Consider the following 20,208-nt stretch of genomic DNA (forward strand, 5'->3'; position numbering starts at 1 on the left):
CCGGCAATTCATGCACGAGTGCTGAAACCCAGGGGCCGCTTCGCGGCCCATCGCCGGCAAGCCAGCTCCCACCTGGACCGCACCAACCTCAAGCCATGCGCCGTCCCTGTGGGAGCGGGCGTGCCCGCGAAGAGGCCCATACAGGCTGCATGAGGTTTGCGTATCAACCCAGGAACAGCTTGTACGCCGGGTTGTCGGTCTCATCCCAGTACCGGTACCCCATCTCATCCAGCGCCAGCGGCAACCCCGCCAACTCATCCCCCGGTACTTCCAGCGCCGCAAATACCCGTGCTTCTGCCGCGCCATGGTTGCGGTAATGGAACAGGCTGATATTCCAGCGCTTGCCAAGCCGTTCCAGAAAGCCCAGCAAAGCACCCGGGCGCTCGGGGAATTCGAAGCGCAGCACCCGCTCGTCAGCCCCGGGCGCGGCATGGCCGCCAACGGTATGGCGCACATGCAGCTTGGCCAGTTCGTTGTCGGTCAGGTCCAGCACGCTGTAGCCCTGCTCATGCAGGCTGGCCAGCAACTGCTCACGCGGGTCGTGCAGTGGGTGTGTCTGCACCCCAACGAACAGCCGCGCCTCCTTGCCAGGGTAATAGCGGTAGTTGAACTCGGTGATCTGCCGCTTGCCCAGGGCCTGGCAGAAGGCGCGGAAGCTGCCCGGCTGCTCCGGAATGGTGACAGCGATGATCGCCTCGCGCTGCTCGCCCAGTTCGGCACGCTCGGCCACATGGCGCAGGCGGTCGAAATTGACGTTGGCCCCGGAGTCGATGGCCACCAGGGTCTGCCCCTGCACGCCGTCGCGCGCCACATATTTCTTGATCCCCGCCACGGCCAGGGCGCCTGACGGCTCGGTGATCGAGCGGGTATCGTCGTAGATGTCCTTGATCGCCGCGCACAGCTCGTCGCTGCTCACGGTCACCACTTCATCAACGAAGTGCCGGCACAACTCGAAGCAATGGGCGCCGATCTGCGCTACCGCCACGCCATCTGCGAAGGTGCCGACCTGCGGCAGGATCACCCGCTCACCGGCCGCCATGGCAGCCTGCAGGCAGTTGGAGTCCTCCGGCTCGACGCCGATCACCTTCACCTCCGGGCGCAGGTACTTCACATAAGCGGCAATACCCGCGATCAGACCACCACCGCCCACTGGCACGAAGATGGCGTCCAGCGCACCCGGGCGCTGGCGCAGGATTTCCATGGCCACGGTGCCCTGCCCGGCGATCACATCCGGGTCGTCGAACGGTGGCACGAAGGTGGCGCCTTCGCTGTCGGCCAGTTTCAGCGCATGGGCCAAGGCATGGGGGAAGCTCTCGCCGTGCAGTACTACATGACCACCGCGCGAGCGTACACCCTCCACCTTCAGCGACGGCGTGGTGGTAGGCATGACGATGGTGGCCTTCATGCCCAGGTGCGATGCCGCCAGGGCCACGCCCTGTGCATGGTTGCCCGCAGAGGCGGTGATCACCCCGCGCTCGCGCTGCACGGTACTCAGCCGTGACAGGCGGGTATACGCACCGCGGATCTTGAACGAAAAGGTAGGTTGCAGGTCTTCCCGCTTCAGCAATACCTGGTTGCCCAGGCTGGCAGACAACGCAGGCGCAACTTGCAAAGGCGTTTCGATGGCCAGGTCGTACACCGGGGCGGCAAGAATGCGCCGCACCTGCTCCGACAGCAGTTGCTGGGGGGTGACGGTAGAACGAGGGCTGACGAAGCTGGTCATCGATGACTCCTTGGCTGTGTTCACGTTGCCCAGGAGTCAGAGAGAAGAAACCCGCCTCCAGGGCGGGTTCGGTGCACGTACGCGCTAGCCCGCCAAACTGATAATGGCGGTAATAATAATGGCGTTGACGTGCTGGAAAGTTTTCATGGGGTAGGAACTTAGCCGGTAGCGCAGCACAAAGTCAACACTTGGCCTGCTGCGCCGAAAGCGGCACATCGAATACCTTGTCGAAGCCCCACTGGAAGACAAACGCGTAAGCGAAGAAGAACACGAACAACGCCAGGTTGGTCAGCAATGCCGCCCACAGGCTGACATCCAGCCAGTACGCCACCAGCGGCAGCAGGATCAGCACCAGCCCGCCCTCGAAGCCCAGCGCATGCAGCAGGCGCCGCAGGAAAGTGCGCTCACGCCGGTGCTGGCGCGCTTCCCAGCGTTCGAACACCCAGTTGTAGGCCATGTTCCAGCTCATCGCGATGCCCGACATCAGCACCGACAGCACGGTCGACTGCGCCATGCCGGCACCGAACGCCAGCTCCAGCGCGGGCGCCACGCAGGCGACGGCGATGGCCTCGTAAAGGATGGCCTGGACGATCTTGCGTGCCTTGCCTTGCATGTTCAGCTCCCTGGGTAAACGACCTGTAAAACTACAAGAAGTGGCCCACAAGAAAAAGCCTGAAATTTGGACAACCCCGCGTTCGGCTGCTTGTATCTATCCAGTACAAACGGCAGCAAGTCGTACAACTTCGTCCAGGGAATCGAACGAGGATAAAGACGATGGCCCACCCCTTCCTGTCGGTGACCGGCAAATGAGCCTGGTATTCATCGACTTCCTCACCTACGTGCTGTTCGGCCTGAAGATCCTCGCGATCATCCTGGCCTCGCTGATGTTCCTGCTGGGTCTGGATGATCTGTTCATCGACCTGTGCTACTGGGGCCGCAAGCTGATCCGGCGCTTTCGCATCTACGACAAGTACGAGAAAGCCGACGAAAACCGCCTGTTCGAGGTACCGGAGAAACCGCTGGCCATCATGGTCCCGGCCTGGAACGAAGTGGGCGTGGTGGGCGAGATGGCGCGCCTGGCAGCCTCGACCATCGACTACGAGAACTACCAGATCTTCGTCGGCACCTACCCCAACGACCCGCAAACCCAGGCCGATGTCGACGCCGTGTGCCTGCACTACCCCAACGTGCACAAGGTGGTCTGCGCCCGCCCCGGCCCCACCAGCAAGGCCGACTGCCTGAACAACATCATCGACGCGCTGCTGCGCTTCCAGCAGGACGCCGGCATCGAGTTTGCCGGTTTCATCCTGCACGACGCCGAAGACGTGATTTCGCCCATGGAGCTGCGCCTGTTCAACTACCTGCTGCCGAACAAGGACATGATCCAGATCCCGGTGTACCCCTACGCACCGGAATGGAAAGGCTTCACCGCCGGCCACTATGTCGACGAGTTCGCCGAAAACCACGGCAAGGACGTGATCGTGCGCGAGGCCCTGACCGGCCAGGTGCCCAGCGCAGGGGTCGGCACCTGCTTCAGCCGCCGTGCCATCAGCGCGCTGCTCGAGGACGGCGACGGCATCGCCTTCGACGTGCAGAGCCTCACCGAAGACTACGACATCGGCTTCCGCCTGAAACAGAAGGGCATGAAGTGCATTTTCGCCCGCTACTCCATCACCGACCCGGCGCTGACCCTGAAGCAGGAATGGCGCCCGGGCATGAGCCGCGAATTTTCCCAGGTGATCTGCGTGCGCGAGCACTTCCCGCGCGACTGGCAGCATGCCATCCGGCAGAAGTCGCGGTGGATCGTCGGCATCGTGTTCCAGGGCACCAGCAACCTAGGCTGGAGCCGCAAGGGCGCGCTCAACTACTTCCTCTGGCGTGACCGCCGCGGCCTGTTCGCCTACCTGCTGAGTTTCCTGGTCAACCTGTTGCTGCTGGTGTTGCTGGCCATGTGGCTGGTCACGGTGATTGCGCCGGAGTCGTGGCGCTTCATGTCGATCCTCAGCGACAGCTGGCTGCTGACCACCCTGCTGTGGCTGAACGGGCTGATGCTGTTCAACCGCCTGTTCCAGCGCGCCTGGTTCGTCACCCGCTTCTATGGTATTGGCGAAGGGCTGCTGTCGGCACCGCGGATGATGTGGAGCAACTTCGTCAACTTTTTCGCCAACCTGCGTGCCCTGCGCCAGGTGATGGAAATGGGTGACTCGCGGCGCGTGGCCTGGGACAAGACCACCCACGAATTCCCCGCCATCGCTGCCCCCGCCCGCACGCCGCTGGGTCAGCGCCTGGTGGCCAAGGGCCTGATCAGCGACGAACAACTGCAACAGGCGATCACCAGCCCGGTACGCCGGCGCCTGGGCCGCGAGCTGCTGCTGCGCGGCTGGCTGAACAGCGAACAGCTGGTCGCCACCTTGGCCGAGCAAATGGACCTGCCCTGGGCACCGCTCAACCCGTTCAAGCTCGACCCGCAGCTGATCGCCAAACTGCCGCGCAAGCTGGCGACGCACTATGGCGTGCTACCGGTGGCCGAAGACGGCGACACGCTGGTACTGGCCAGCGAAAGCCCGGTCAGCCAGGTGTCGCTGGGGGTAATCAGCCGCCACCTGAAGCGCCCGGTCAGCGCCCGCCTGGCGCCCCAGGGCCGGGTGACCCTAGGCCTGCGCTACCACTACCCAAGCCCCTGGCAGAAGCCGGAAACCCGCGACATGCTGGCCATCCTCGAGCGCCACCAGGACGACGAAGTGCTGCTGGAACAGGTCAGCCATCACCAGGTAATGCTCGGCGCCCTGCTGCAGGTGCGCGGCATGGTCCCGGTCACTTTGTTCAACCAGGCGCTGATCGACTTCGACCCGGAACACCAGAGCCTCGGCGAGCACCTGATCGCCCGCGGCATCATCACCGAGCAGGTGCTGCAGCAGGCCCTGATCGAACAGGCCAGCGAACAGCAGGCCGCCTTTGACCTGACCCGGGAGGTGGCATGAAGCCGCGCTTTTCCCTCACCTTCACTGGCTTGTTGCTGTGTTCCGCCGCCCTGCCCTGCGCCGCTTCGGCGCCGATGACCGACTTTCAGCGGTTCACCAGCTACCCGTTCATGGAGCGCAGCTACCGCGAAGCGAAGAAGGACAACTGGGCCGAGGTCGAACGCCTTACCCGCCACGTGCTGGGCCGGGTGCCGAACAACGACGAAGCGCGTGCACTGCTGGTGGAGGCACTGGCTCACCAGCGCCGCTACAAGGAGGCCGAAGCCCTTGCCGAACAACTGGGTGACAGCCCCGAACACGCCAACGCCCTGCTGGAACTACGCTTGACCTGGATCGAACAGGACCCACCGCCGGCCATCCAGGTGGAACAATGGCTGGCCAGCAGCGACGGCGCTCAACGGGTGCGCCTGTGGCAGGCCTATAGCCTGAGCCTGGCCAGATTCGGGGGTGCTGCCAGGGCGCTGGACTGGCTCAATCATCTGCCGGCACAGGGGGACGGCCAGGTTCTGCGCCTGGCCCGGGCCAACTTCGCCGAACAACTGCGCAACTGGAAGGAGACCATCGAACAGCTGCAGCCGCTGGCCGAGCAGGGCCAGTTGCCGGCGCAAGACTGGCAACGCCTGGCCAATGCCTACATCCAGCAAGTGGATGAGAAAGGGCTGAAAGCACTGCTCCCCAGCGCCCCCTCCCCCGGCGCAGCCAACCAGGCTCGCCTGGCCATGGCCAACCGCGCCATTGCCGTCGGCCATAACCAGCAGGCACAGCGTTGGCTGCAGGCGTTGCCCACCGCAGAGCTGAACCAGCCCGAGCAGCGCCAGCAACTGTGGGAGCTCGCCCGCGAAGGCGACGACGCACCGCTGGTACAGCGCCTGAGCAACGAACTGCAACGGCCCTGCCTGGAAACCGTGGACTGGTTGTCGCGCCACGACCCGCAGTTGGCGCGCGAGCAGTTCAAGGGCTGCACAGCCAGCACTGACCCAAAGGCCTACGCCGTGCTCAAGCAACGCCTGTACGGCGACCCGCCCCAGCCCCCGCAACCACGTACCGCCGCCGAGTGGGAGCAACGCTATCGACAGAGCGGCGATATGGCCGCACTGGAGCAAACCACCTTCCTGCTGATGCAGCAAGGCCATGACGAACACGCCCGGCAATTGCTGGAGCAGGCCTACGACCGCCACCAGGGCCGCCTTGCACCGTCGCTGCTGCAGCGCCTTGGCAACCTGTATGCGCGTAACGACGGCCCGCTGGACGCCCGCCGCATGCTCGGCCTGGTCCCTCGGGTCGACGCCACTACCCGGGCCCAGTTGCTCGGCCGCCTTGCCGAGGCTGGCCAGTGCGATGCCGTGCGCCAGGCAGTACCGGCAACCCCGAGCGAACCTGGCCAGTACCGCGCCCTGGGCCGCTGCGCCATGCCCGACCACCCAGGCGAAGCGGTGGTCTACTACCAGGCCGCCGAGCGCCTGGGCGACAGCGGGAGCCGCCTGCCCCTGGCCTATGCCCTGGAAGCCGCTGGAGACTCCGAAGCGGCCCTGCCCATCTGGCGCACCCAGCCCGACAGTGCCTGGACCGACAACGCCCGCCTCACTGCCGCTCGCGGCGCGTTGAACGCCGGCGACGCACAAGCGGCCCGGCGCTATTGGGACGCCGCCTCGCACGATAGCGCCGACGATTGGGCCCTGGGTGCCGCCATCGCCCAGCGCCAAGGCGAATACCAGGCGGCGCTGGGCTTCCAGCGCCAGGCCCTGGCACACAACCCGCGGGCCGACCACTACTACGCGGCCTCCAGCACCGCGCAACTGGCTGGCGACAGTGCCCAGAGCAGCGCCTGGCTGGCAGAAGCCGTGCGCCTGGCTCCCGACCAGCCACGCTACCGCGCCGACTACGGCATGCGCCTGGCCGGCTCGACGGACAAGGCCCAGCGCCGCCAGTCGATCCCCTACCTGGAACGCGCCACCCACGACTTCCCCGAGGACTACCGCCTTGGCGAGACGCTGGCCTTGCGCTATGACGAAGCCGAAGACAGCGCTTCGGCGCGCCGCGAACTGCGCCGCATCCTCGATGTGGAGCAGGACCTGGTCGACGGCGACGACGAATACGGCAGCCTGGAAGCCCGCAAGTACCGCCAGCGCCGCGCCCACGAAAGCCTGTCGCGGCGCGACACCATCACCCTGGCCAGCACCTGGTCGCCGGCCGGCACCTCGACCAACGACAAGTTCCTCGACAATGGCCAGCGCAGCGGCACTTCGCGCCGCGCGCAATCGCAGAACGTGCAGCTGGCCATGTGGGACCACGCCCTGGGCGAAGAACCCAGCCGCAACGGCAGCACCCTGTCTGTGTATGGCCGCGTGCTGTTCGGTGGGCAAAGCCGCACCGACTACGCGCAAAGCATGGGTACCGGTGTCGGCCTGCGCTACAAACCATTCGGCCAGGCCAACCTCAACCTGTATGCCGAGCTGTACCACCAGCGTCAGATCGACGAGGAACACTACCGCGGGCTGAGCCTGGGCCAACTGCTTAGCCCCGCCAAGGTCGGCGGCAACTGGGGCGACCTGCGTCACCACGCCGAATCGAGCAACGACCTGCTGTTGCGGGCCACCGCTTCTTTCCTCGACCAAGGCGACTGGCGCAACGACTGGCGGGTCGATGAAGACGACTGGAACGAACGCTTCCTCTACCTCGACGCCGCCTGGTGGACCCGTGCCGGCGACCACGCCTGGCTGTCGCGCTACCAGCAAGGCCACGCCTGGAAGCTGCCGGGCAGCTCACCGCAAACCATCATGCCCTATGGTTTTGTCGAGTTTTCCAGCCAGGACCCGAGCAACGACTGGCGCCAGGACGCTCGGGCCGGGGTGGGCGTGCGCTGGCAGTGGTGGTTCGATGATGACCGCTACAACGCCTACCGCGGTTCGCTGAAAGTGCGTGCCGAGTACCAGCAATCGCTGGGCGGCAATCTATACGAGCGCGCCAATGGCGTGCTGGTCGGTGCGGAGATGACCTTCTGATGCGTACGTTCCTGGCCCTCTGCCTGGTTGCCCTGTGCCTGCCAGCCAGCGCCGACCAGCGCCTGTTCTACCAACCCCTCAACCGCGACGCCAATGTCACCCCCGCCCAGTGGCAGCAACTGTGGCATGCCACCGTGGCCCAGGGCGGCAAAACCCTGATCGTGCAGTGGAGCGCCTATGGCGACAGCGATTTCGGCGGTGCCCGGGGCTGGCTGGCCGACAGCCTGCGCAGCGCGCGTGCCCAGGGCCTGCAACTGGTGCTGGGGCTGTACATGGACCCGGCCTATTACCAGCGCATCGACGAGCTGGACGGTGAAGGCCTGAACAGCTACTGGAAGGCGCAGCTGGGGCGCTCGCTCAGCCAGTATCAGCAACTGCGCCAGGCGTGGCAGTTGCCGGTGGACGGCTGGTACCTGCCCATGGAGCTGGACGACCATCACTTTCGCGAGGCCGAGCGCCGGGATGCCCTGCGCAGCCAGTTGCAGGCCTTCAACCGGCAACTGGACAAGCCTTTGCACATCAGTGCTTTCAGCGCCGGCAAACTCTCACCGCGGGTCAATGCCGCATGGCTGGATCAACTGGCCGGGTTGGGCTTGACTGTGTGGTGGCAGGATGGCACCGGGACCGGGCGCTTGCCCGCGCTGGTGCGCCAGGGTTACGAGCAGGCCTTGCCGTGCCGGGTTGGCGTGGTGCGCGAGGCGTTCCGCCAGGTGAGCGCGCCAGGCCAGGCGTTTCGGGCTGAGCCTGCCCAGCCGAAGCTGGGCGCCGGGTGCCATGCCGAGGCGGTGTTCGACCTGCGTTACCGGCCATGGGCCCGGGGTGTTCTGCCCACCAATTGAGTCTCCAGTACCGGCCTCTTCGCGGGCACGCCCGCTCCCACAGGTCCCCACCGCACCGGAAACCTGTGCGGTCCCTGTGGGAGCGGGCGTGCCCGCGAAAGGGCCGGGCCTGGCATAGCAGTACTCACAGGAGCCCGAATGTTCAAGACCATCGAAGCCCACGTTCGCAAACAGGTCGCCCCCGCCGCCCTGCGCGCCGAATTCCGCCAGCACGAATTCGAGCTCATGCGCCCGTTCTGCCTGCTGGTATTCTGCGTCAGCATTCTGATCTGGCTGGTCTTCGACCTGATCGTCAGCTTCCTCGGCGGCCAGGGTTTCACCTGGCTGTCCTATCTGTTCATCACCCTGCTCGGCAGCCTCACCGTGGTACTGCGGTTCACCCGTCGCAGCCATCACTTCGATGTACTCAACCTGCTGTTCATCGCCGCCATCACCCTGGGCATGCGCCTGGTGATCGAAGGCATCCCGGTGGCCCAGCGCCCGGTATGGCTGGTGCTCGGGGTGTCCACCGTGCTGTATGCCGTTTCGGTGCTACCGGTGCGGCGCTGGTCGTTCTTCTGCGCCATGGCCATCACCTGGGTGGTGCTCAACCCGTTCTACCACACCCGTATCGGGCCGGACGAACTCGAAGGCGCCATGCTGATCAGCTACGCGGTGTTCCTCAGCGGCCTGGTCATCTACAGCTACCTGCAGATGCGCAAGGCCAAGCTGCACAACTTCTACCTGTCCAAGGTGCTGCTGGACCAGGCCTATGTCGATGCCCTGACCGAAATCCCCAATCGCCGCTCGTTCATGGCCCAGGCCGGCCACCAGCTGCGCCTGGCCACGGCCGAGCAGTACCTGGCGATGATCGACATCGACAACTTCAAGCGGGTGAATGACCGTTTTGGCCATGACGTTGGCGATGAAGTACTCAAGCGCGTGGCCCTGCATATCAAGGCGAGCATGGCCGGTTACGAGTTTGCCCGACTGGGTGGTGAGGAATTCGCGATCTTTTTCCAGGGGCTGGATCAGCAAGGCGCCGAGCAACGGGTGGCGGCGCTGTGCCAACGGGTGCGCGAAGACGTTGGCGAGCATCCGGTGACTGTCAGCATCGGGCTGGCCCGGGTGGACCAGGGCGACAGCCTGACCACGGCGCTGGTGCGCGCCGACCAGGCGCTTTACGAGGCCAAGCACAGTGGCAAGGACCGGTTTGTGCTGTGGTCTGCCCGGCTGGCAGAAAGTGATTAGCAGGCCCGGCCTCTTCGCGGGCTCGCCCGCTCCCACAGGGACCGCACCGGCTTCGAACCCTGTGAATGCCCTGTGGGAGCGGGCAAGCCCGCGAAAGGGCCGGCACAGGCAGCCCATCACCCGGCAGGCAAGCGAATCCGGAACTGCGCGCCACCCAACGCCGACTGCGCCACGGTCAAGGTGCCACCCTGCCCCTCGATCGCCCGCCGGCTGATCGCCAACCCCAGGCCAAACCCGCCGGTATTGCGGTCACGGCTACGGTCCAGGCGGTAGAACGGCTGGAAAATCCGCTCGCGCTCCTCCACCGGAATACCAATCCCGTCATCCTCCACCGTCACCAGGCAGGCGCCATCGTCTTCCAGGCGCAAGCGCAGCAACAGGCTCTCGTCGCAGTAACGCATGGCATTGCGCACCAGGTTCTGCACCGCCCGTGCCGTCAGCCGTGGGTCCAGCACAAAACGCGGCAAATCCCCCTCGGCCCGCACCTCCCACTGGATACCCCGGCCATCGAGTTCCTCGGCAAAGCCGCCGAGTACACTGTCGACCAGTTCCAGCAACGACACCTCGACCCGCTCGCGGGCCTGGTCGGCGTTGTACAGCCGGCTGTAGGACAACAGCTCCAGCACCAGCTCATCCAGCTCACGCACATGCCCCACCAGCTCCAGCAGGCGCTTGCGGCTGGCCGGCGGCACTTCGTCGAACAGCAGCACCAGGCCGAAATCCAGCCGGGTCAACGGCGTGCGCAACTCGTGCGACACCGCATTAAGCAGCTCGCGCTGCTGGTTCACGTGGCGTTCCAGGTCACTGGCCATGGTGTCGAACACCCCGGCCAGTTCACCGATGTTGGAGTGCGGCGAGATGTGCGTACGCTCGGCCATCTGCCCCTGGCCCAGGCGCCGGGCGGTTTCCTTGAGGCGCTCCAGATCGCGCCAGTGCGGCCATACCCACAGCAGCAGGCAACCGAGCATGGCTGCACCGATCAGTACGGTCACGCCCCACGACAGCACGTTGATATCCAGCGGGTCTGGCGGTGAGTGCAGGCGCACCAGCCATTCCTTGTCCAGCGGCGCCAGCACCGTCTCGTAGTAGCCCCATTCGGCAATGCGCACGGCGTACAGGCCGTGCTCCAGGCGCGCCTGCTCGTCCTCGCTCAGGTCAGCCTGGTCCATGCGCAGCAGTTGCAGTTCCAGCGGTGCGAAATCACTGGCCAGCTCTTGCTCCACCGCCGGCCACTGCTCGCGCGGGGCCTGGCGGAACTGGCGCACGATCAGCGACTGCACGCCTTTGGCCTGGTCCAGGTTGTAGGCCATGAAGCGGTCCTGGAACAGGCCGACGATGGTGTCGGGGATGAACAACAGTGCACCGGCATAGGCAACGATGATCACCAGGTACAGCCGCACCAGAATCTTCAGCATGGGCGGTCAGCACTCCCACTCGACACGGCTGAACAGATAGCCCTTGCCCCACACGGTCTTGATCTTGCGCGCTTCGCCGGCGTTATCGTCGAACTTGCGCCGCAGCTTGGAGATGGCCACGTCCACCGAGCGGTCGGTGCCGTTGAACTCGATACCCCGCAGTTGCTGCAGGATGCGGTCGCGGTTCAGCACTTCGCCGGCATTGCGCGCCAGTACCACCAGCAGGTTGTACTCGCCGCTGGACAGCTCCACCTCTTCGCCACGCCAGCTCACGGTGCGCTCGGCCAGGTCGATGCGCAGGCCACCGATCAGGATCAGGTCGTTGTCCAGGCGCGGCTCGTTGACGCTGCTGCGACGCAGCAGGGTACGCACGCGGGCCAGCAGCACACGCGGCTCGCAGGGTTTGGTCACGTAGTCGTCGGCGCCCATTTCCAGGCCCAAGACCTGGTCGTGGCTGTCGTCGCGGGCGGTCAGCATCAGGATCGGCAGGCCCTGCGACTCCTGGCGCAGCAGGCGGCACAGCTGCAGGCCGTCGATGCCCGGCAGCATCAGGTCGAGGATGACCAGGTCGGGCTTTTGCCGGCGGTACTCGTCAAGCACATGATCGCCACGGGCGATCACCTGGACATGGAAGTCGTTGCGTTGCAGGTAGCTGGCGATCAGTTCGGACAGGGCGCTGTCGTCTTCGACCAGGAAAATATTCGGCATAGGTGCTTGGGAATCTGGGTTGGGGTAAGACCTCACCGGCCTCTTCGCGGGCTTGCCCGCTCCCACAGGGACCCAACAGCACTTGAAAGCTGTGCAGTCCCTGTGGGAGCGGGCAAGCCCGCGAAGAGGCCGGCACAGGAATACTCAGGATATAGAACACTACAGGCAGACAGGATTGTTCTTCACACTTTTTCACACTCGTCCTACAGGTATTAACAGCCACGCAAGGAACGCCTGCCGTAGCATACCGGCGGTCATCATCGGAAGATCCGTATGTCTACTACCCTCCCCCCGCGCCTGCGCCGTTTGGCGCTTCTGGCGCTCCTGAGCCTGTCCGTGGCCGGCTGCGACGACAGCGCCGAACAGGAAGAACAGGCCCCCACCCCGCAAGTGCGGGTGGAAACCCTGCAACTGCAGCCACTGGCCATCAGCAGTGAGCTCAGCGGCCGCATCCTCGCACCGCGCACCGCCGAAGTGCGCGCGCGCGTCGCGGGCGTGGTGCTCAAGCGGGTGTATCGCGAAGGCAGCGACGTCAAGCAGGGCGATGTGCTGTTCCTGATCGACCCGGCACCGTTCAAGGCCGACCACGACAGCGCCCGCGCCACCCTGGCCAAGGCCGAGGCCACCCTGTACCAGGCACGCCTGCAGGAACAGCGCTACCGCGAACTGGTCGACGACAAGGCCGTCAGCCGCCAGGAATACGACAACGCCAAGGCCAGCTACCTGCAGGCCGATGCCGCAGTGGCCGAGGCCAGGGCCGCCCTGGAACGCGCCCGCCTGAACCTCGGCTACGCCACCGTGACCGCGCCGATTTCCGGCCGTATCGGGCGCGCCCAGGTCACCGAAGGTGCGCTGGTCGGGCAGAACGAGACCACGCCCCTGGCGACCATCCAGCAGCTGGACCCGATCCACGCCGATGTCACCCAGTCGACCCGCGAGCTCAACGCCCTGCGCCGCGCCATGCGTGCCGGCGAGCTGCAGCAGGTGGGCGACGGCCAGGCCCGGGCCACGCTGATCCAGGACGATGGCAGCACCTACCCGTTGCCGGGCAGACTGCTGTTCTCCGACATCAGCGTCGACCCCAGCACCAACCAGATCACCCTGCGCAGCGAGTTCCCCAACCCGGACCTCGACCTGCTGCCCGGCAGCTACGTGCGCGTGCGCCTGGAGCAGGCCGTGCAGCCCAAGGGCCTGAGCGTGCCGCAGCGCGCCATCCTGCGCGACAGCGCTGGCGTGCCCAAGGTGCTGGTGGTCGACCCGCAGGCCCGGGTCAGCGACCGCCAGGTAGTCCTGGGCAGTGCCCAGGGCGACCGCTGGATCGTCAGCGAAGGCCTGGCCCCCGGCGAGCGGGTGGTGGTCGAGGGCCTGCAACACGTCAAGGCCGGTGACCAGGTGCAGGTCGACAACGCATCAGGGGCATCGCCCATCGCACAGCACACTGGCCAGTGAGGGCCTGATTCATGCCGCAATTCTTCATCGACCGCCCGGTATTCGCCTGGGTGGTCGCCCTGTTCATCCTGCTGGCCGGTGCCCTGGCCATCCCGCAGCTGCCGGTGGCCCAGTACCCCAACGTGGCCCCGCCGCAGTTGGAAATCTACGCCGTGTACCCGGGCGCCTCGGCGGCGACCATGGACGAGAGCGTGGTCAGCCTGATCGAGCAGGAGCTCAACGGCGCCGACAACCTGCTGTACTTCGAGTCGCAGAGCAGCCTGGGCAGCGCCACCATCACCGCCACCTTCGCCCCAGGCACCAACCCGGACCTGGCCCAGGTCGACGTGCAGAACCGCCTGAAGGTGGTCGAGTCGCGCCTGCCGCGCCCGGTGACCCAGCAAGGCCTGCAGGTGGAAAAGGTCTCCACCGGCTTCCTGCTGCTGGCCACCCTCACCTCCGAAGACGGCAAGCTCGACGAAACCGCCCTGTCGGATATCCTTGCGCGCAACGTGATGGACGAAATCCGCCGCCTCAAGGGCGTCGGCAAGGCCCAGCTGTACGGTTCGGAACGCGCCATGCGCATCTGGATCGACCCGCGCAAGCTGATCGGCTTCAACCTCACGCCCAACGACGTGGCCGAGGCCATCGCCGCGCAGAACGCCCAGGTGGCCCCCGGCAGCATTGGTGACCTGCCCACCCGTGGCACTCAGGAAATCACCGCCAACGTGGTGGTCAAGGGCCAGCTGAGCACCCCCGAGGAGTTCGCCGGGATTGTCCTGCGTGCCAACCCGGACGGTTCCACGGTGACCATCGGCGATGTCGCCCGGGTCGAGATCGGTGCCCAGGAGTACCAGTACGGCACGCGCCTGAACGGCAAGCCGGCCACCGCCTTCAGCGTGCAGCTGTCGCCGGGCGCCAACGCCATGGAAACCGCCACCCTGGTGCGGGCGAAGATGCAGGACCTGGCACGCTACTTCCCCGAAGGCGTCAAGTACGACATCCCCTACGACACCTCGCCATTCGTCAAGGTGTCGATCGAGCAGGTCATCAACACCCTGTTCGAAGCCATGCTGCTGGTGTTCGCGGTGATGTTCCTGTTCCTGCAGAATCTGCGCTACACCCTGATCCCGACCCTGGTGGTGCCGGTGGCCCTGATGGGCACCTTCGCCGTGATGCTGGCCATGGGCTTCTCGGTCAACGTGCTGACCCTGTTCGGCATGGTGCTGGCCATCGGCATCCTGGTCGACGATGCCATCGTGGTGGTGGAAAACGTCGAGCGGATCATGGCCGAGGAAGGCCTGCCGCCCAAGGAGGCCACGCGCAAGGCGATGGGCCAGATCAGCGGCGCGATCGTCGGCATTACCCTGGTGCTGGTGGCGGTGTTCCTGCCGATGGCCTTCATGCAAGGCTCGGTGGGGGTGATCTACCAGCAGTTCTCGCTGTCGATGGCAGTGTCGATCCTGTTCTCGGCGTTCCTCGCCCTCAGCCTGACCCCGGCGCTGTGTGCCACCCTGCTCAAGCCGGTGGCCAAGGGCGAGCACCACGAACGCAAGGGCTTCTTCGGCTGGTTCAACCGGCGCTTCGAGGGCATGAGCAACGGTTACCAGCGCTGGGTGGTGCAGGCACTCAAGCGCAGCGGCCGCTACCTGCTGGTATACGCGTTGCTGCTGGCAGTGCTGGGCTATGGCTTCAGCCAGCTGCCCACGGCGTTCCTGCCCACCGAAGACCAGGGCTACACCATCACCGACATCCAGCTGCCGCCAGGCGCCAGCCGCATGCGCACCGAACAGGTGGCGGCACAGATCGAGGCGCACAACGCCGAAGAGCCCGGCGTGGGTAACACCACCTTGATCCTGGGTTTCAGCTTCTCGGGCAGCGGGCAGAACGCGGCACTGGCCTTCACCACGCTCAAGGACTGGTCCGAGCGCGGTGCCGACGACAGCGCCCAGTCGATCGCCGACCGCGCGACCATGGCCTTTACCCAGCTCAAGGACGCCGTGGCCTATTCCGTGCTGCCACCGCCAATCGACGGCCTTGGCGAGTCGACCGGCTTCGAGTTCCGCCTGCAGGACCGCGGCGGCATGGGCCACGCCGAGCTCATGGCCGCCCGCGACGAACTGCTGGCAAATGCCGGCAAAAGCAAGGTGCTGACCAACGTGCGCGAAGCCTCGCTGGCGGAAAGCCCGCAGGTACAACTGGAAATCGACCGCCGCCAGGCCAACGCCCTGGGCGTATCGTTTGCCGATATCGGTTCGGTGCTGGACGTGGCCGTGGGTTCCAGCTACGTCAACGACTTCCCCAACCAGGGCCGCATGCAGCGGGTGGTGGTGCAGGCCGAAGGCGACCAGCGCAGCCAGGTCGAAGACCTGCTGAAGATCCACGTGCGCAACGACAGCGGCAAGATGGTGCCACTGGGCGCCTTCGTCCAGGCCAGGTGGGTCAGCGGCCCGGTGCAGTTGACCCGCTACAACGGCTACCCGGCGGTGTCGATTTCCGGCGAACCGGCAGCCGGCTACAGTTCGGGCGAAGCCATGGCCGAGATCGAGCGCCTGGTGGCCCAGCTGCCGGCCGGTGCCGGCCTGGAATGGACTGGCCTGTCGCTGCAGGAGCGGCTGTCCGGCAGCCAGGCACCGATGCTGATGGCGCTGTCGTTGCTGGTGGTGTTCCTGTGCCTGGCAGCGCTGTACGAAAGCTGGTCGATCCCCACCGCAGTTCTGCTGGTAGTACCGCTGGGCGTGCTCGGTGCGGTGCTGGCGGTGACCCTGCGCGGCATGCCCAACGACGTGTTCTTCAAGGTCGGCCTGATCACGCTGATCGGCCTGTCGGCGAAGAACGCCATCCTGATCATCGAGTTTGCCAAGAGCCTGGTCGACCAGGGCGTGGATGCTGCCGACGCCGCCGTGCAGGCCGCGCGCCTGCGCCTGCGCCCGATCGTGATGACCTCGCTGGCGTTCATCCTGGGCGTGGTGCCACTGGCCATTGCCAGCGGCGCCAGCTCGGCCAGCCAGAAGGCGATCGGTACCGGGGTGATCGGCGGCATGCTCAGCGCCACCCTGGCCGTGGTGTTCGTGCCGGTGTTCTTCGTGGTGGTGATGCGCCTTGCCGGGCGACGCCAGGCGGGTAATGCCGACACGCAGGCCGTGACCAGCGACAGCTGACTGGACAAGCCCCGCGTGAAATGGGAGGGTTCCCGGCATTGACTGCCCGGAACCCTTTTTCATGCCTGATGCCCTGCCCCCCTGCTCCATCCTCATTCTCGCCGGTGGCCGCGGCCAGCGCATGGGCGGCCGCGACAAGGGCCTGGTCGACTGGCAGGGCGAACCGCTGGTGGCGCATGTGCAGCGCGTGGTACGGCCGCTCAGCGATGACCTGGTGATTTCCTGCAACCGTAACCAGCAGGCCTACCGGGCGTATGCCGACCAGTTGGTGGGCGATGCCGAGGCGGACTACCCCGGGCCGTTGGCGGGGGTGATTGCCGGGCTCAAGGTGGCGCGGCATGAATGGGTGGTGCTGCTGGCCTGTGATGCGCCGCTGGTTGACCGGGGGTTGATCGAGGACCTGCTGCACCTGGCGGTGACCAGTGACAGTGCGGCCATGGTGCGCCAGGGTGGGTACTGGCAGCCGATGTTCAGCGTGCTGCCACGCCGGGTGTTGCCGGTGCTGGAGCAGGCCTGGGCGGCGGGAGAGCGGAGTTTGCAGAAGGCCTTGCTGCGTGAAGCGGTGCAGGGGCTGGAATGTGCCGACGATGATCGCAGGTTGAGCAACTTCAACAGCCCGGAGTTGCTGCAGGGCTGAGGTCATCTGCTGCCTGTGTTGGCCTCTTCGCGGGCACGCCCGCTCCCACAGGTATGTCACAGGTCTGACGGGTAGTGAATTTCCTGTGGGAGCGGGCGTGCCCGCGAAGAGGCCAGCACAGGCGACACATCACCCGGCAGACAATTCCTCGACACTAATCTCGCGCATGCGGAACTTCTGCACCTTGCCGGTCACCGTCATCGGGAACTCATCGACAAAGCGGAAGTACCGCGGCACCTTGAAGTGCGCAATCCGTGCCCTCGCCCACTCGCGCAACTCCTCCGCGCTGGCCGTATGCCCCGGGTGCAGCCGCACCCAGGCCACGATCTCTTCACCGTACTTGCTGCACGGCACGCCAATCACCTGCACATCGGCCACCGCCGGGTGGGTGAAGAAGAACTCCTCCAGCTCGCGCGGGTAGATGTTCTCGCCGCCGCGAATGATCATGTCCTTGCTGCGCCCGACAATACGCACATAGCCCTGCTCGTCCATCACCGCCAGGTCGCCGGTGTGCATCCAGCCTTCCTCATCGATGCTTTCGGCCGTGGCCTTGGGGTTGTTCCAATAGCCCAGCATCACGCTGTAACCCCGCGTGCACAATTCGCCGATCTCGCCCCGCGGCAGCGTGTTGCCATCAGCATCGATCACCTTGTTCTCCAGCCTTGGCTGGGTGCGCCCGACGCTGGTCACGCGGCGCTCCAGGTCGTCGCTGGCGCCGGTCTGCAGCGACACCGGGCTGGTTTCAGTCATGCCGTAGGCAATCTGCACCTCGGCCATGTGCATCTCGCCGATAACCCGGCGCATCACTTCGATCGGGCAGGTGGCGCCGGCCATGATCCCGGTGCGCAGGCTGGACAGGTCGAACTCGTCACGCTGCGGGTGGTCCAGTTCGGCAATGAACATGGTCGGCACACCGTACAAGGCAGTGGCCTTTTCTTCCGCCACCGCACGCAGGGTGGCCAATGGGTCGAAGGCGTCGTTGGGGTAGATCAGGGTGCTGCCGTGGGTCATGCAGCCGAGGTTGGCCATGACCATGCCAAAGCAGTGGTACAGCGGCACCGGCACCACCAGCCGGTCATGCTCGGTCAGGCCCAGGCTTTCACCGACCATGTAGCCGTTGTTGAGGATGTTGCTGTGGCTGAGGGTGGCGCCTTTCGGGAAGCCGGTGGTGCCCGAGGTGTACTGGATATTGATCGGGTCGTCGCAGCGCAGCTGCGCCTGGCGCTCGGCCAAGGCTTCGCGGCTGATGGCCGCGGCACGGGCCTGCAGCTGGTGCCAGGCGAGAAAGCCCGCCGGTGGCGCAGCGGCCAGGCTGACCACACCGCGCAGTTCGGGGAAGCGTTCGCAGATCAGGGCGCCCGGCTGGCTGCTGGCCAGGCCCGGAACCAGGCCCAGCAACATGGCGTGGTAGTCGGATGTCTTGAACGCGTCGGCGCAGATCACCCAGCGGCAGCCGGACTGGCCCAGGGCGTAGTCCAGCTCGCTGGAGCGGTAGGCCGGGTTGATGTTGACCAGGATCGCGCCCACCTTGGCGCTGGCGAACTGGGTGATGCACCACTCTGCGCAGTTGGGTGCCCAGATGCCGAGGCGGTCACCGGGCTGCACGCCCAGGGCCATTAGCGCACGGGCATGCTGGTCGACGGCTTCGGCCAGTTGCTGCCAGGTGTAGCGCAGTGCCTGGTGGCGGACGACCAAAGCGTCACGGTCGGGGAAGCGGGCGACGGTGGTGTCGAAGGCGTCGCCGATGCACTGGGTAAGCAGGGGTTTGTCCTGGTTGCCCTGGGAGTAGCTTGGCTGGGGCATGGGCGGTCTCTTGTTGTTCTTGTGTTGTCTGTACCGGCCTCTTCGCGGGCTTGCCCGCTCCCACAGGTACCACACAGGTTTCCAGGCCTGTGCAGCCCCTGTGGGAGCGGGCAAGCCCGCGAAGAAGCCAACACCGGTTTAACGGATGAACACCTGCGGCGTAGTGGTGGACATGTCCCCACCCGGCAACTTGATGTTCTTCACTTTCTCCAGCGTATCCGGGTTGAACACCGCCAGGTCGTTGAAGGTGCCGCCCAGGTACAACTTGTCGCCCTTCTTGTCGAAGGCCACGCAGTAGTAAGTGTGGTCCAGATTCGCCGCCTTGATCAGCTTGCGCTGTTTGAGGTCGTACTTGGCCAGGCGGTTGAGCACGCCGTAGATCTGGTTCGGGTCTTTTGGCGAACGCAGCCCGGTGAAGTACAGCTCGGTCAGGTCGGCAAATTCCTGGGTGTGGGTCTTGCCGGTCTTCAGGTCGACGCTCAGGTAGCCATACAGCAGATCGGCGGTGGCCGGGTCCTGCTTGTCATCCTTGAACCTGGCAATGGTGTACAGCATCGAAAACTCGTGGCGCGGGCTCTGGTGCGGCCAGAAGTACAGCACGTCCGGGGCGCTGTAGCCTTTGCGGTTCCAGTTGCGCAGCGGCAAGGCCACCGTGTACTTGCCGGTCTTCACGTCCATCTTGTAGATGTCCGGCCCGGCGACGTACAGGCTGCCATCGTCCGCCGCACGCATCAGGTACACCTGGCGCGGCATCGGGAAGGTGCGCACCGGCTTGGCCTCCAGGCCATCGGCGGTGCTGAACACTTCCAGCCGCGGCGGCTTGACCACGTAGTGGTCGTTCAGGCGCTGGGTCGGGTTGACCGTGGCGTACACTTCCTTGCCGTCCGGGCTGATGGCGAACGAGTACATCGACCGGCCCACCTCACCCGGCACACTGGACAGGTTGGCGTGGAAGGTGTTCTTGCAGGTGTCCAGGTCGATGCCGTAGATGTCGCCGTAGTGGTTGTTGAGCACGTAGGCGGTGCGGTTGTCCGGCGCCATCATCGCGGTGCCGGGGCCGAACTTGTCGGGCATCACGCAGCTCTTGTACACCGTGTCACTGGCCACATCGACCACGTGCAGGTTGTTCGGGTAGTTGGTCACGATCATGTATTCGTGGCCAGCCTTCAGCGCAGGCCCGGTGTCGGCGGCCTGTACCAGCCCGGCACACGCCGTGGCGGCGATGGTGAGCGCGAGTGACGCGCAGCGTCCAGCTTTCATGCGGTTTCCCCTTGTCATTCT

The 20,208-nt window shown here is 65.6% G+C and carries 13 protein-coding genes; 7 read left to right on the forward strand and 6 right to left on the reverse strand.

Translation table 11 applies throughout. From position 1 onward, the window contains the following. Positions 1–163: 163 nt before the first annotated feature. Positions 164–1,723 (reverse strand): threonine ammonia-lyase, biosynthetic, encoded by a 1,560-nt coding sequence (gene ilvA / locus AC2T3R_RS14270; protein ID WP_410952385.1) that lies wholly within the window; start codon positions 1,721–1,723, stop codon positions 164–166. A 181-nt stretch (positions 1,724–1,904) separates the two neighbouring features. Further along, complete coding sequence (locus AC2T3R_RS14275; protein ID WP_025339342.1) at positions 1,905–2,336, reverse strand: PACE efflux transporter; 432 nt, start codon at positions 2,334–2,336, stop codon at positions 1,905–1,907. A gap of 193 nt (positions 2,337–2,529) precedes the next feature. Here AC2T3R_RS14275 and nfrB point away from each other — a divergent pair, with 193 nt between their 5' ends. From nfrB to AC2T3R_RS14295, 4 genes are all read left to right on the forward strand, one after another. Further along, positions 2,530–4,704 (forward strand): cyclic di-3',5'-guanylate-activated glycosyltransferase NfrB, encoded by a 2,175-nt coding sequence (nfrB, locus tag AC2T3R_RS14280; RefSeq protein WP_486743816.1) that lies wholly within the window; start codon positions 2,530–2,532, stop codon positions 4,702–4,704. Beyond that, the gene (locus tag AC2T3R_RS14285) at positions 4,701–7,706 is read left to right on the forward strand and encodes a phage receptor (protein ID WP_486743817.1); all 3,006 of its coding nucleotides are present in this window, start codon (positions 4,701–4,703) and stop codon (positions 7,704–7,706) included. The genes nfrB and AC2T3R_RS14285 overlap by 4 nt, the downstream gene beginning before the upstream one ends. Next, positions 7,706–8,545, forward strand: coding sequence for a DUF4434 family protein (locus AC2T3R_RS14290; protein ID WP_410952383.1), 840 nt, complete (start codon positions 7,706–7,708; stop codon positions 8,543–8,545). The genes AC2T3R_RS14285 and AC2T3R_RS14290 overlap by 1 nt, the downstream gene beginning before the upstream one ends. Before the next feature lie 138 nt (positions 8,546–8,683). Further along, entirely contained in the window at positions 8,684–9,775 is a 1,092-nt protein-coding gene (locus AC2T3R_RS14295; RefSeq protein WP_100413866.1) for a GGDEF domain-containing protein, read from the forward strand. Positions 9,776–9,891: 116 nt separating this feature from the next. Here AC2T3R_RS14295 and AC2T3R_RS14300 read toward each other — a convergent pair whose 3' ends face one another. Together AC2T3R_RS14300 and AC2T3R_RS14305 are read right to left on the reverse strand one after the other, a co-directional pair. Next, positions 9,892–11,190, reverse strand: a complete 1,299-nt coding sequence (locus AC2T3R_RS14300; protein ID WP_013972839.1) for an ATP-binding protein — start codon at positions 11,188–11,190, stop codon at positions 9,892–9,894. Positions 11,191–11,196: 6 nt separating this feature from the next. Further along, entirely contained in the window at positions 11,197–11,898 is a 702-nt protein-coding gene (locus AC2T3R_RS14305; protein WP_003259958.1) for a response regulator, read from the reverse strand. 273 nt (positions 11,899–12,171) lie between these two features. Here AC2T3R_RS14305 and AC2T3R_RS14310 point away from each other — a divergent pair, with 273 nt between their 5' ends. From AC2T3R_RS14310 to mobA, 3 genes are all read left to right on the forward strand, one after another. After that, the gene (locus AC2T3R_RS14310; RefSeq protein ID WP_410952381.1) at positions 12,172–13,347 is read left to right on the forward strand and encodes an efflux RND transporter periplasmic adaptor subunit; all 1,176 of its coding nucleotides are present in this window, start codon (positions 12,172–12,174) and stop codon (positions 13,345–13,347) included. An 11-nt stretch (positions 13,348–13,358) separates the two neighbouring features. Further along, complete coding sequence (locus AC2T3R_RS14315) at positions 13,359–16,487, forward strand: multidrug efflux RND transporter permease subunit (RefSeq protein WP_486743818.1); 3,129 nt, start codon at positions 13,359–13,361, stop codon at positions 16,485–16,487. Between the two features lie 61 nt (positions 16,488–16,548). Continuing rightward, positions 16,549–17,124 carry a molybdenum cofactor guanylyltransferase MobA gene (mobA, locus tag AC2T3R_RS14320; RefSeq protein ID WP_061552590.1) on the forward strand — a complete coding sequence of 192 codons (576 nt, stop codon included), beginning with the start codon at positions 16,549–16,551 and terminating at the stop codon, positions 17,122–17,124. Positions 17,125–17,253: 129 nt separating this feature from the next. Here mobA and AC2T3R_RS14325 read toward each other — a convergent pair whose 3' ends face one another. Next, on the reverse strand, positions 17,254–18,927 hold the full coding sequence (locus AC2T3R_RS14325; RefSeq protein ID WP_410952378.1) for a fatty acid CoA ligase family protein: 1,674 nt from the start codon (positions 18,925–18,927) through the stop codon (positions 17,254–17,256). Between the two features lie 138 nt (positions 18,928–19,065). Continuing rightward, the gene (gene peaD / locus AC2T3R_RS14330; protein WP_015270567.1) at positions 19,066–20,187 is read right to left on the reverse strand and encodes a quinohemoprotein amine dehydrogenase subunit beta; all 1,122 of its coding nucleotides are present in this window, start codon (positions 20,185–20,187) and stop codon (positions 19,066–19,068) included. Positions 20,188–20,208 lie beyond the last annotated feature (21 nt).

This window comes from Pseudomonas sp. PVC-5-1 (assembly GCF_057444345.1).